This is a genomic window from Streptomyces globisporus (assembly GCF_003501885.1).
In the GTDB taxonomy this organism is placed as follows: domain Bacteria; phylum Actinomycetota; class Actinomycetes; order Streptomycetales; family Streptomycetaceae; genus Streptomyces; species Streptomyces globisporus_D.
Genome location: NZ_QWFA01000167.1, coordinates 1 through 13,501, shown reverse-complemented (window position 1 = coordinate 13,501; position 13,501 = coordinate 1). Strand labels below are relative to the sequence as shown.

Annotated in this window: 9 protein-coding genes; 5 read left to right on the top strand and 4 right to left on the bottom strand. The window is 72.4% G+C overall.

The window, feature by feature from the left end; all coding sequences use genetic code 11:
* Positions 1-48: 48 nt before the first annotated feature.
* Complete coding sequence (gene glgB / locus D3105_RS25740) at positions 49-2,472, top strand: 1,4-alpha-glucan branching enzyme (RefSeq protein WP_118905400.1); 2,424 nt, start codon at positions 49-51, stop codon at positions 2,470-2,472.
* 82 nt (positions 2,473-2,554) lie between these two features.
* On the opposite strand, the gene D3105_RS25735 is transcribed toward glgB, so the two are convergent.
* From D3105_RS25735 to D3105_RS25725, 3 genes are all read right to left on the bottom strand, one after another.
* A complete protein-coding gene (locus D3105_RS25735) occupies positions 2,555-3,454 on the bottom strand; it encodes an NAD(P)-dependent oxidoreductase (RefSeq protein ID WP_118905399.1) in 900 nt (299 codons plus the stop codon).
* Between the two features lie 140 nt (positions 3,455-3,594).
* Positions 3,595-4,884, bottom strand: a complete 1,290-nt coding sequence (locus D3105_RS25730; RefSeq protein WP_206272894.1) for an LAETG motif-containing sortase-dependent surface protein — start codon at positions 4,882-4,884, stop codon at positions 3,595-3,597.
* A gap of 268 nt (positions 4,885-5,152) precedes the next feature.
* Positions 5,153-6,523 (bottom strand): cation:dicarboxylate symporter family transporter, encoded by a 1,371-nt coding sequence (locus D3105_RS25725; RefSeq protein WP_118905398.1) that lies wholly within the window; start codon positions 6,521-6,523, stop codon positions 5,153-5,155.
* 172 nt (positions 6,524-6,695) lie between these two features.
* Here D3105_RS25725 and D3105_RS25720 point away from each other — a divergent pair, with 172 nt between their 5' ends.
* The 3 genes from D3105_RS25720 to D3105_RS25710 all read left to right on the top strand — a co-directional run bounded on the left by D3105_RS25720 (position 6,696) and on the right by D3105_RS25710 (position 9,962).
* Positions 6,696-8,405 carry a sensor histidine kinase gene (locus D3105_RS25720; protein WP_118905397.1) on the top strand — a complete coding sequence of 570 codons (1,710 nt, stop codon included), beginning with the start codon at positions 6,696-6,698 and terminating at the stop codon, positions 8,403-8,405.
* Entirely contained in the window at positions 8,402-9,076 is a 675-nt protein-coding gene (locus tag D3105_RS25715) for a response regulator (protein WP_118905396.1), read from the top strand. The genes D3105_RS25720 and D3105_RS25715 overlap by 4 nt, the downstream gene beginning before the upstream one ends.
* A gap of 181 nt (positions 9,077-9,257) precedes the next feature.
* Entirely contained in the window at positions 9,258-9,962 is a 705-nt protein-coding gene (locus D3105_RS25710) for a helix-turn-helix domain-containing protein (protein WP_206272892.1), read from the top strand.
* Positions 9,963-10,031: 69 nt separating this feature from the next.
* On the opposite strand, the gene D3105_RS25705 is transcribed toward D3105_RS25710, so the two are convergent.
* On the bottom strand, positions 10,032-11,057 hold the full coding sequence (locus tag D3105_RS25705; RefSeq protein WP_118905395.1) for an ATP-dependent 6-phosphofructokinase: 1,026 nt from the start codon (positions 11,055-11,057) through the stop codon (positions 10,032-10,034).
* Positions 11,058-11,397: 340 nt separating this feature from the next.
* Here D3105_RS25705 and pta point away from each other — a divergent pair, with 340 nt between their 5' ends.
* A complete protein-coding gene (gene pta, locus D3105_RS25700) occupies positions 11,398-13,479 on the top strand; it encodes a phosphate acetyltransferase (RefSeq protein WP_118905394.1) in 2,082 nt (693 codons plus the stop codon).
* The last annotated feature ends 22 nt before the right edge of the window (positions 13,480-13,501 follow it).

The window sequence follows — 13,501 nt, the reverse complement described above, 5'->3', positions numbered from 1 at the left end:
CCCTCCGCCCGCGCTTCTCCCCCTTCACTCCCCGAGGAGGCAGTCCCTGTGACCGCCCGCAAGCCGTCCCGCAAGGCATCCCGCAAGTCCGCCGAGGTCCCCGCCGAGGCGGCTGTCGAGACCGTCGCCGAACCCGCCGTCGAGACCGCCACCGAGCCCTCCGCCGACGCGGCGGCCGCCGACGCACCGGCGCCCGCCGCCACCGCCACCAAGGCCGCGCCCGCCAAGCGCACCCGGCCCAAGCGGGCGGACGCGGGCCCGCCGCGCCCCCGGCAGGCCGCTGACGGCCAGGGCGCCCGCCCCGCGCCGGCCCTGGACGGCGCGGACCGCGGCCGCCTGCTCGCCGGCGACCACCACGCGCCGCACGACGTGCTCGGTGCCCACCCGATCCCCGGCGGGGTGCTCGTCCGGGCGCTGCGGCCGTTCGCCCGGACCGTCACCGTGCTGGCGACCGGGCTGCGGGCCGAACTGCACGACGACGGGGACGGCTTCTTCTCCGGTGTGCTGCCGGTGCCGCAGGTGCCCGCGTACCGGCTGGAAGTGGGGTACGACGACAACACGATCGAGGTGGAGGACCCCTACCGCTTCTGGCCCTCGATCGGCGAGCTGGATCTGCATCTGATCGGCGAGGGCCGCCACGAGGAGCTGTGGCGGGCGCTCGGTGCGGAGCCGATGGAGCACCAGGGGGTGGCCGGGACCCGGTTCACCCTGTGGGCGCCGAACGCGCGCGGTGTGCGGATCACCGGTGACTTCAACTACTGGGACGGCACGGGCTTCCCGATGCGGTCGCTCGGCTCGACCGGGGTGTGGGAGCTGTTCCTGCCGGGGGTCGGCGAGGGCGCGCTGTACAAGTTCGACATCTGCCGCCCGGACGGTTCGCACACCGTGCGGGCCGACCCGATGGCCCGGCGTACCGAGGTCCCGCCCGCGACGGCGTCGGTCGTCACCGCCCGGCACCACGAGTGGCAGGACGCGGACTGGATGGCGCACCGGGGCGACCGGCCGGTGCACGAGGCCCCGTTCTCGGTGTACGAGGTGCATCTCGCCTCCTGGCGGCCGGGCCTGACGTACCGCCAACTCGCCGAGCAGTTGCCCGCGTACGTCAAGGACCTCGGATTCACGCACGTCGAGCTGATGCCGGTCTCCGAGCACCCCTTCGGCGGTTCCTGGGGCTATCAGGTCACCGGGTTCTACGCGCCCACCTCGCGGCTCGGCACCCCGGACGACTTCCGCTTCCTCGTGGACGCGCTGCACCGGGCGGGCATCGGCGTCATCATGGACTGGGTTCCGGCCCATTTCCCGCGTGACGACTGGGCGTTGGCCGAGTTCGACGGACGTCCGCTGTACGAGCACGCCGACCCGCAGCGCGCGGCGCACCCGGACTGGGGGACGCTGGAGTTCGACTACGGCCGCACCGAGGTCCGCAACTTCCTGGTCGCCAACGCCACGTACTGGTGCGAGGAGTTCCACATCGACGGGCTGCGGGTCGACGCGGTCGCCTCGATGCTCTACCTCGACTACTCCCGCGAGGACGGCCAGTGGTCGCCCAACGAGTTCGGCGGCCGGGAGAACCTGGACGCGGTCGCCTTCCTCCAGGAGATGAACGCGACCGTCTACCGCCGCAACCCGGGCGTCGTCACCATCGCCGAGGAGTCCACGGCCTGGGACGGCGTCACCCGCCCCACCGACAGCGGGGGCCTGGGCTTCGGGCTGAAGTGGAACATGGGCTGGATGCACGACTCGCTCCAGTACATGGCGAAGGAGCCGGTCCACCGCAAGTACCACCACAACGAGATGACGTTCTCGATGGTGTACGCGTACAGCGAGAACTACGTGCTGCCGATCTCGCACGACGAGGTGGTGCACGGCAAGCAGGCGCTGGTGTCGAAGATGCCCGGCGACTGGTGGCAGCAGCGCGCCAACCACCGCGCCTATCTGGGCTTCATGTGGGCCCATCCGGGCAAGCAACTCCTCTTCATGGGACAGGAGTTCGCCCAGGGTGCGGAGTGGTCGGAGGGTCACGGACCGGACTGGTGGCTGCTGGACCCGTCCTACGAGGCGTCCGGCGACCACCGTGGGGTGCGGGACCTGGTGGGCGATCTGAACGCGGTGTACGGGGCGGTGCCCGCGCTGTGGCAGCGGGACACCTCGCCGGAGGGGTTCAGCTGGGTGGACGGCGGGGCGGCCGAGGACAACGTGTTCGCGTTCCTGCGCTACGACGCGGACGGCTCGCCGCTGCTCGCGGTCTCGCACTTCTCCCCGGCGGTCCGCGGCGACTACCGCCTGGGAGTGCCGGAGACCGGCGCGGAGGGCTGGGTGGAGGTCCTCAACACCGACGCGGCCCGGTACGGCGGCGGCGACGTGCGCAACGAGGAGCCGCTGAAGGCGGAGGCGGTGCCCGCGCACGGCCGGCCGAACAGCATCTCGCTGACGCTGCCGCCGCTGGCGACGGTGTGGTTCCGCCCGGCGTAGCCCGCACGGGCCCGTGGAACGGCCGGGGCCGGTACCGCGTCTCCCGCGACGCGGTACCGGCCCCTCCCCCGTTTCCGGCGGGTCAGCGGTCGGCGGCGATCACCTCGATGATGCTCGACCAGGACGAGGTGCCGTGGCCCTCGGCGATGGCCCGATCGGTGACGGACTTGAGCCCCGCCAGCTGCGAGACGTCCAGGCCCCGGTCCTGCGCGGTGTGCAGGATGTGGTCGACGCTGGCCGCCATCATGGCGAGGTTCGCGCCGTCGGGCGGATACGTACCCGAGTCGACGTCGGCCGCCGTGTAGGCCGCGATCGGCGGCAGGATGCCCGCGATCGTGTTGAGGTATGGGGCGAGCGAGGCACCTTCGATGCCCTCGGCGCGGGCCAGCGCGAAGGCGTGGACGAGGCCGCCCATGGCCCCGTAGAAGAAGTCCAGCATCGCCATGTCGTAGGCGGCGGCCAGGCCGTGGTCCTCGCCGAGGTAGGTGGCGGGCTCGCCGAGCGCCTTGAGGGTGTCCTCGTGCGCGGCGTAGGCGGCCCGGTCGCCGGAGTGGAAGACCAGGGCCTCCGCCGAGCCGACCACGTCGACCGGCACCATGATCGCCCCGTCGAGGTAGGCCAGGGAGTGCTTCGCGGCCCAGGCGGCGGTCTGCCGCGAGCGGGCCGGGGTGTCCGAGGTCAGGTTGACCAGGACCCGCCCCTCCAGCGCTCCGGCCAGCGGCTCCAGGACCGCGTCGGAGGCGTCGTAGTCGACGAGGCAGACCACGACGAGTCCGCTCGCCCGTACGGCCTCCTCGGCGGAGGCGGCCCGCACCGCGCCCAGCGCGACGACGTCCTCGCCCTTCCCGGGCGAACGGTTCCAGACGGTGGTGGGGTGGCCCGCGGCCAGGAAGGCGCGGGCCAGGGAGCGGCCCATGTCGCCGAGGCCGAGAACGGTGACGGGGGTGGAGGTGGGTGCGGTGGTCGTGTGCGCTTGCGTCATGGGGACCATGCTGGGCGGGCGAACAGGGGCTGACCAGAACCCACTTGACTGTCAGATACGCACTTTCGGGAAAGGGTGCAGGTCAACGGCCGACCGGGCGGAACCCGTGAGGGTCCCGCCCGGTCGTGTCGGTCCGGTCGTCAGCTGCCCTGGGCCGCCGACCGCCGACGCACGGCCCACAGGATGGCGCCGCCCGCCGCCACCGCCGCGGCCGCCATGCCGGTGAGCGGGCCGGTGGAGTCCGAGCCGGTCGCCGCGAGGTTGCCGCCGGTCTGCGGGGTGGCGCCGCCGGTCGTCGAACCGCCCGTGTCGACGGAGCCTCCGGAGGTGGCGGTGGAGCCCGTGGTGCTCGTGGAGCCGGTCGAGCCGGAGCCTCCGGTGGACGAGGAGCCGCCGGTGGAGCCGGAGGAACCGTCGGAGCCCGAGGAGCCCGCCGTGCCCTCGTCCTTGCCGGTGTCGATCACGATCTGCGCGGTGTCGTTCTCGGCGTTCCGGTCGAAGGGGCGCTCCTGGCCGGTGAAGGAGACCTCGCCGGTGGTGCGGCCGACCGCCTTGTCGATGCGCAGGACGAAGGGGTAGCTCTCGCCGCCGTTCACGTCCACCCAGGACTGGGAGGTTCCGCAGCGGTAGTGGGTCTTGGTGACCGCGTCGCAGAATCCGTGCGGCTTGACGACGGAGGTGCCCTTCGGGATGCGGACGTCGACGGTGGTCACACTCTGGACGCGGGCGCCCTGGACGCGGGCGGGACCCTTGTTGGCGAACTTCACCGTCGCGGTGACCTTCTCCCCGACCTTCCCCTTCCGCTCGTCGCCGGTCAGGGCGAAGTCCGCGGTGTTCGCGGCGGTGACGTCCGCCTCGGCGTACGGCTCGGGGTGGTTCGTCCGGTCGGCGTCGGTGGCCGGGCCCTTCTCGATCAGGGTGAGCGGATCGCCCGTACCGGGCACCGGCTCGGTGGCGCCGCCGTCGCCCGGGCCGGGCTCGTCGACGCCGATGGCGACCCGCAGGTCGTCGCGGAACGCGGAGTCGAGCGCCTTGAGCGAGACGGGCTGCGCCGTGCCGTAGACGACACCCGGCTTCAGCGGCTGGTCGATCTTGCAGGATGCGACGTTCGACGCGGGCATCTCGTCGTGGGAGGCGACGGTGTAGTACGTGCAGTTCTTGTACGTCTCGTCCGCCTCCAGGCCCGGGGACACGGCGTACGTCACCCAGACCTCGGGGACCTCCGCCGTCCCCTTGTTGACGAAGGTCAGCGGGGCCGAGAAGGAGCTTCCGGGCTGAACCCCCTTGACCGGCGCGATCGTTCCGACGCCGAGGTCCGGCTCCGGGTCGGCGGCGAGCGCCGGTACGGCGCCCAGCGCCACCAGCGCTGCGGCGGCCACGGCGGCGGTCCCGCCGCGCAGGGTACGGCTGCGAGAAGGGGCGATACGCATGGAAGTCCTTCGGTCGTGGGGCGCATGGGGGCTGACTGCGGTCCTTCATCTCTCAAGACCGGTGCCGGACGGGCAGGGTTGTCCCGGCCGGATCGGTCGTGACAGAACACGGACACAAGCGACGGGTACCGGCCACCGGCACAGGCCACCGGTACCCGCCGCCGACGCAAGGACACCCGTACCGGGGGGATACGGGTGTCCTCAGGGGCGGACCGCGGCGGCCGGGGGGAGGCCGCAGCGGTCCTGGTGGGTGGATCGGTGGCGCGGGTCAGACCTTGGCGGGCTGCTCGGCGGGCGCGCTGTCCCGCTGCTCGGGGACCTCGTCGGAGGGGGCCGGGCCGTGACCGTCGTCGACGAGGGTCTTCTCGTCGAACGGGATCCGTCCGGCCAGCACCTCGCCCACCCGGTCCTTGTCGATCTCCTTGGTCCAGTGGCCGACCAGCACCGTGGCGACCGCGTTGCCCGCGAAGTTGGTCAGGGCGCGGGCCTCGCTCATGAAGCGGTCGATGCCGACGATCAGGCCGACGCCGTCGACGAGTTCGGGGCGGTGCGACTGGAGGCCGCCGGCCAGGGTCGCCAGGCCCGCGCCGGTCACACCGGCCGCGCCCTTCGAGGCGATGACCATGAAGACCAGCAGCGAGATCTGCTCGCCGGCGCTCAGCGGGTCGCCCATGGCGTTGGCGATGAAGAGCGAGGACATCGTGAGGTAGATCGCGGTGCCGTCGAGGTTGAAGGAGTAGCCGGTCGGCACGGTGATGCCGACGACGGGCTTGCTGACGCCCATGTGCTCCATCTTCGCGATCAGCCGCGGCAGCGCCGACTCGGAGGAGGAGGTGGAGAGGATCAGCAGGAACTCGCGGCCCAGGTACTTCAGCAGCGAGAACAGGTTCACCCCGGCGATCATCCGCAGCAGCGCGCCGAGCACCACGAAGACGAACAGCGCACAGGTGACGTAGAAGCCGACCATGATGATCGCCAGGGACTTCAGGGCGTCGAGGCCGGTCTCGCCGACCACGGCGGCGATCGCGCCGAACGCGCCGACCGGGGCGGCCCACATGATCATGGCGAGGATGCGGAAGACGAGGCGCTGGATGTGGGTGATGCCGCGGATGATCGGCTCACCCGTCTTGCCCATCGCCTGGAGCGCGAAGCCCGCGAGGAGCGCGACGAGGAGGGTCTGGAGGACCTCGCCCTCGGTGAAGGCGGAGACGATCGTGGTCGGGATGATGCCGAGCAGGAAGTCCGCGGTGGACTCGCCCGCGCCCCCGGCCTGCTCCGCGCCCGCCTCACGGGCGGCCTCGGTGATGTGGAGGGTGGAGCCGGGCTCCAGGAAGTTGCCGACCAGCAGGCCGATGGCGAGGGCCACGGTCGACATGACCAGGAAGTAGCCCAGTGCCAGACCGCCGACCGCGCCGACCTTGGCGGCCTTGCGGACCGAGCCGACGCCCAGGACGATCGTGCAGAAGATGATCGGCGAGATCATCATCTTGATCAGGTTCACGAATCCGGCGCCGATGGGCTTCAGCTCGACGGCCACCCCAGGGGCCGCGAAGCCCACCAGGATGCCGAGCGCCACGGCGGCGATCACGGCGATGTACAGGTAGTGGGTGCGGTCCCGTTGTTTGGCTGCCACAGCCATGGTGGGGCTCCTCGGCTCGGTCAGGGGGTAGCGCCCCCGTCCCTGGGGGCTTCGGTGACTATCCACCGGCCTGTGACCCCGGTCACCCTTGCGTTCATATCGTTCACAGTCGCTTTCCGGCCACCCGGGAAACGTCTGGGAGCCTCCGGACGGGCCAGGCAGACTGTGGGGTATGCGCCTTCCCCGTGCCCGCCCCCGCAGCCTGGCGGGTCAGCTCTTCGCCATGCAGGTCGTGCTCATCGCCGCCGTGGTGGCCGGGTGCGCCGTGTTCGCGTACGTCTCCGGCAGCGCGCAGGCGGAGGAGACGGCCGCCCGGCAGGTGCGGGTGGCGGCCCTCGCGGTGGCCGATTCCCCCTCCGTACGGGAGGCCATCCGTACCCCGGACCCGTCCGCCGTACTCCAGCCGTACGCGGAGCGGGTGCGCGAGGACACCGGGATCGCCTTCGTCACGATCATGGACACCGAGCGGGTGCGCTGGACGCACCCGGACACCAGTCAGATCGGGGACACCTTCCTCGGGAACACCGCGCAGGCCCTGCGCGGGCAGACCTTCACCGAGACGTACACCGGCACGCTGGGCCCTTCGATACGGGTGGTGACCCCGATCCGCGACGGAGGGGAGATCGTCGGCCTGGTCAGCGCGGGCATCACCGTGGACCGGGTCTCCTTGCAGGTACGGGAGCAGCTCGGCGCCCTCGCGCTGGCGGCGGGCGGGGCGCTGGCGCTCGGCGGGATCGGCACGTACGTGATCAACGCCCGGCTGCGGCGGCACACGCACGGGATGAACGCGGCCGAGCTGAGCCGGCTGCACGACTACCACCAGGCCACCCTGCACGCGGTGCGCGAGGGGCTGCTGATGCTGGACGGGCGGCGGCGGATCGCGCTGATCAACGATGCCGGGCGGGAGCTGCTGGGCCTGGCGCCGGACACCGAGGCGGTCGGCCGTACGGTCGACGAGCTGGCCCTGCCCGCACCGCTGACCGGGGCGCTGCTGGCGTCGGAGTCGCGGGTGGACGAGCTGCACCTGACGGCGGACCGGGTGATCGTGGTCAACACCCGTCCGGTGGTGGGCGGTGAGCGGCGCGGCACGGTGGTGACTCTGCGGGACCACACCGAGCTCCAGGCGCTGACCGGGGAGCTGGACTCCGAGCGCGGGTTCACGCAGGCGCTGCGTTCCCAGGCCCACGAGGCGGCGAACCGGCTGCACACCGTGGTGTCGCTGATCGAGCTGGGCCGGGTGGAGGAGGCCGTGGACTTCGCGACGGCGGAGCTGGAGCTGGCCCAGGTGCTGACCGACCGGGTGGTGGGGGCCGTGGAGGAACCGGTGCTGGCAGCGCTGCTGCTGGGCAAGGCCGCCCAGGCGAACGAGCGGGGCGTGGAGCTGGTGCTCGCGGAGGACAGCCTGATCGACGACGGGGCGCTGCCGCCGTCGCTGGCCCAGCGGGACCTGGTGACGATCCTGGGCAATCTGATCGACAACGCGGTGGACGCCGCGTCGGAGGGCCCCGAGGGCGCGGAGGGCCTGGAGGAGTCCGGGGCCGCGGTGCCCGGGCCCCGGGCGGCCGGGGGTCCTGCGCGCCGGGCCCGGGTGACGGTCACCGCGCTCGCGGACGAACGGGAGCTGTTGCTGCGGGTCGCGGACACGGGGGCGGGCATCGGTCCGGAGGCCGCGGACGAGGTGTTCCGGCGGGGCTGGTCGACGCATGGAGCGGGGCGCGGTCTCGGCCTGGCGCTGGTGCGGCAGGCGGCGCACCGCAACGGGGGCACGGTCGAGCTGGACGCGGGTCCGGACGGGGGCGCGCGGTTCACCGTACGGCTGCCGCTCGGGGACCGTACGGCGGGGCCGGCGGCGGGGGCCCGGGCGAAGGAGGTCACGGCGTGATCAGAGTGCTGGTGGTGGAGGACGATCCGGTGGCCGCCGACGCCCACCAGATGTACGTGGAGCGGGTCGAGGGCTTCACCGTGACCGCGGTGGCGCACACCCGGGCGGCGGCGGTCCGCGCGCTGGAGCGGACCCCGGTGGATCTGCTGCTGCTCGACCTCTATCTGCCCGACGGGCACGGGCTCGGGCTGCTGCGCTCGCTGCGCGCCTCCGGCCACGGGGCCGATGTGATCGCGGTGACCTCGGCCCGGGATCTGGCGGTGGTGCGGGAGGGGGTGTCGCTCGGCGTCGTGCAGTACGTGCTGAAGCCGTTCACGTACCCCACGCTGCGGGACCGGCTGGTGCGGTACGCGGAGTTCCGGGGCGTCGCCGGGGAGGCGAGCGGCCAGGAGGAGGTGGACCGGGCGCTGGGCGCGCTGCGGGTCGCGCATCCGGCCGCGCTGCCCAAGGGGCTCAGCGGGCCGACGCTGGAGGCGGTCACCCGAGTGCTGAAGGAGTCCCCGGAAGGGGTGACGGCAGCCGTCGCCGGGGAGCGGCTCGGCATATCCCGGATCACGGCCCGGCGGTATCTGGAGCACCTGGTGACCGTCGGCAGCGCCGCGAGGCGTCCACATTATGGGCAGGTCGGCCGACCGGAGTTGCACTACAGCTGGCTGGTAGCGGGGCGCTGACCGGTCGGCTGCCGCCGGCCCGACAAGCGCTTGCCGGTCGGTTTTCCGGCCCTGGACGATCCTTTCGGGGCCGGAAAAGAAAGCGCTGGTGGGGCGGGTTTCCCGTACCGCCCGCGCGGTTCGCGGCTGGAGGTTCCTACGAAGCGTGTTCTGTGGGGAACGTACCGTAGCCAGGGCGGAAATGGACTTCTACGGTGGGCCCGTGCACCCCACCCCGCCCTTCAACGCCCCCGCCGCGCGCCGTCTCCGCGAGGCACTGGGGATGGCTCCCGGCCATGTCGCCTACGGGCTCGCCGCCCAGTACGGACTCCGGATCAGCGCAGAGACCGTCGTCGCGTGGGAGCGCGGCATCGCGACCCCGGGGGAACGCGAGCTGACCGCCCTCGCCGGCGTCCTGTGGTGCGCCCCCGGTGAGTTGCTGGCCGCCGCGGCCACCCTGCGCGAGCACCGGATGACCCGGGACCTGACCGTGGACGAGCTGGCCCGGCAGCTGGGGATGACCGGCACCTCGTATCTGCGGATGGAGGAGTCGGGGCGCTGGCGGGGCAACGAGAAGCAGTCGGCGGCGCTGTGCCGGGCGCTGGGTCTGACGGCGGCGCAGTTCCTGACGGCGACGGGCCGCGACGAGGAGCTGGCGGATTTGCTGAGCAGCGCGGTCACCACGCGCTGGCAGGCGTACGTCCGGCCGGTGGCGAAGGTCGTCCCGCTGGACCGGGCGCTGATCCAGGACGTGCTGGAGCAACTGCACACCGACTACCAGGCCCTGATGGTCTCGACGCTGAGCTGGAGCAGCACCGGCCAGGAGCGCTCCGGGTCGACGGGCGACGCGGGCCGGGCGTTCCTGGCCCGGGTGGTGGAGCAGTTCTGGCGGACCGCCGGGGTGTGACTCCGCACGGGCCGCCCGTGCGGCCCGTGCGGTTCGTGCGGTTCGTGCGGTTCGAAGCGACCGTGAGGTCTAGAAGACCGACTCGGCCTCGTACATCCGCTCGGCGGGCACCCGCTTCAGCTGGGTGACGGCCTCGGCGAGCGGGACCATGGCGATGTCGGTGCCGCGCAGGGCGGTCATCCGGCCGAATTCGCCGCGGTGCACGGCCTCCACGGCGTTCCAGCCGAAGCGGGTGGCGAGCACCCGGTCGTACGCGGTCGGGGTGCCGCCGCGCTGGACATGGCCGAGAATGACCGGCCGGGCCTCCTTGCCGAGCCGGGTCTCCAGCTCGATGGCGAGGCGGTTGCCGATGCCCTGGAAGCGCTCGTGGCCGTACTGGTCGATCTCGCCCTTGGCGTACGGCATGGAGCCCTCGGCCGGGTGCGCGCCCTCGGCGACACAGATGACGGCGAACTTCTTGCCGCGCGAGAAACGCTCCTCGACCATCTTGACCAGGTCGTCGACCTCGAAGGGGCGCTCGGGCAGGCAGATGCCGTGGGCGCCGCCGGCCATCCCGGACTCCAGGGCGATCCAGCCGGCATGCCGGCCCATGACCTCGACGACCATCACGCGCTGGTGGGACTCGGCGGTGGTCTTCAGACGGTCTATGGCCTCGGTCGCGACGCCCACCGCAGTGTCGAACCCGAACGTGCGGTCGGTGGAGGAGATGTCGTTGTCGATGGTCTTCGGGACGCCGACGACCGGCATCCCGGCGTCGGCGAGCATGCGGGCCGCGGTGAGCGTGCCCTCGCCGCCGATCGGGATGAGCGCGTCGATGCCGTAACGGCGGGTCAGCTCCTCGCAGTTCTCGGCGGCCTCGCGCAGCCGGTCGCGCTCCAGGCGGGCCGAGCCGAGGATGGTGCCGCCGCGGGCCAGGATGCCGCTGACCGCGTTGAGGTCGAGGGGGCGGAAGTGGCCGTCGAGCAGCCCCTTGAAGCCGTCCTCGAAGCCGATGACCTCGTCGCCGTGGCCGACGACGGCCCGGTGGACGACCGACCGGATCACTGCGTTCAGGCCGGGGCAGTCGCCGCCCGCGGTGAGAATTCCGATGCGCATCGAGGTATGTCTCCTGCTCGCTAGTCGCGCTTTTCCAGGAGGCCGACCATGGCGGCCCCCCTGCCCTGAACCGCGACGATTGTCCCACGCCGGGCGCGGACCCCGCGCTTTCGGCCGGGGCGGGGCGGGCACCCGTGGGGAGAGAGAACCCGAAAGACGGGAGCTGCGGCGGTGGGCAGCCGGGACCTCCGGCGGGCGATATAGCGGCCCCCGCAGGTATCGTCAAGAGGCAATGCAGGCCAATGCCGCACCCGGCGGAACACCGGGCGGGCACGGGGGCAGCACCGCACGTCCGGACGCCCCGCGGGTCGCGGCACCGAACATGGACGGGAGAGCACGCGTGGCGCGGAGCGTGTACGTGACCGGGATCGACCGGGGGGACGGCCGGCAGGTCGTCGAGCTGGGAGTCATGGAGCTTCTGACGCGTCAGGTGGACCGGGTCGGGGTCTTCCGCCCGCTGGTCCATGACGGTCCCGACCGGCTCTACGAGCTGCTGCGGGCCCGCTACCGGCTCTCCCAGAGCCCGGCCACCGTCTACGGCCTGGACTACCACGAGGCCTCCGCCGTGCAGGCGGAGAAGGGCACCGACGAGCTGGTCTCGCGGCTCGTCGACCGGTTCCACCAGGTGGCCAGGGAGTACGAGGCCGTTCTCGTGCTGGGCAGTGACTTCGCGGACACCCAGCTCCCCGACGAGCTGGCGCTGAACGCCCGGCTGGCCAACGAGTTCGGGGCCTCCGTGATCGCGGTGGTCGGCGGCAAGGGGCAGACCGCGGAGTCCGTGCGCGCCGAGACCCGCAACGCCTACCGTGCCTACGCCGGTCTCGGCTGCGACGTGCTGGCCATGGTGGTGAACCGGGTCGCCGCCGAGGACCGCGCGGAGATAGCGGAGCGGCTGGCGGCCCGGCTGCCCGTCCCCGTCTCCGTACTGCCGGACGATCCGGCGCTCTCGGCCCCCACCGTCGCCCAGATCACCGCGGCACTGGGCGGCACGGTGCTGCTCGGCGACGACTCGGGGCTGGCGCGCGACGCGCTGGACTTCGTCTTCGGCGGGGCGATGCTGCCGAACCTGCTGAACGCGCTGACGCCCGGCTGCCTGGTGGTCACCCCCGGGGACCGCTCGGACCTGGTGGTGGGCTCGCTGGCCGCGCACAGCGCGGGCACCCCGCCCATCGCGGGCGTGCTGCTGACCCTGGACGAGCGCCCCGGCGAGGAGATACTCACGCTGGCCGCCCGGCTCGCACCGGGGACCCCGGTCGTTTCGGTGGCCGGCGGATCCTTCCCCACCGCCGCCGAACTCTTCACCCTCGAAGGCAAGTTGAACGCGGCGACCCCGCGCAAGGCGGAGACCGCCCTCGGTCTGTTCGAGCGTCACGTGGACACCGCGGCGCTGCTCGACCGGATCTCGGTGGCCCGCAGCGCCCGGGTCACACCGATGATGTTCGAGCACGAACTGCTGGAGCAGGCCCGTTCCGACCGCAAGCGCGTGGTGCTGCCGGAGGGCACCGAGGAGCGGGTGCTGCGCGCGGCCGATGTGCTGCTGCGCCGGGACGTCTGCGACCTCACGCTCCTCGGCGATGTGGACGTGATCCGCAAGAAGGCAGCCGACCTCGGCATCGACCTCGCGGAGACCCAGCTGATCGACCCGCAGACCTCGGAGCTGCGGCAGACCTTCGCCGAGCGGTACGCGCAGCTGCGCGCGCACCGCGGGGTGACGGTGGAGCTGGCGTACGACGTGGTGGCGGACGTGAACTACTTCGGCACGCTGATGGTGCAGGAGGGTCTTGCCGACGGGATGGTGTCCGGGTCGGTGCACTCCACGGCCGCCACGATCCGACCCGCCTTCGAGATCATCAAGACCAAGCCGGACGCTTCGATCGTCTCCTCCGTCTTCTTCATGTGCCTGGCCGACAGGGTCCTCGTGTACGGCGACTGCGCGGTCAACCCGGATCCGAACGCCGAGCAGCTCGCGGACATCGCGGTGCAGTCGGCGGTGACGGCGGCCCGCTTCGGCGTGGAGCCGCGGGTGGCGATGCTGTCGTACTCCACCGGGACCTCCGGCTCCGGCGCGGACGTGGACAAGGTGCGCGAGGCGACCGAGCGGGTGCGGGCGGAGCGGCCCGAGCTGCGGGTGGAGGGACCGATCCAGTACGACGCGGCGGTCGAGCCGTCCGTGGCGGCGACGAAGCTCCCGGACTCCGAGGTGGCTGGCCAGGCGACCGTGCTGATCTTCCCGGACCTGAACACCGGCAACAACACCTACAAGGCCGTGCAGCGCTCGGCGGGCGCGGTGGCGGTCGGCCCGGTCCTCCAGGGGCTGCGCAAGCCCGTCAACGACCTTTCGCGCGGCGCGCTCGTCCAGGACATCGTCAACACGGTGGCGATCACGGCGATCCAGGCGCAGAGCGAGGAGCGCCCCGCATGAGCCCGACCCCTCCCCCCGGCAC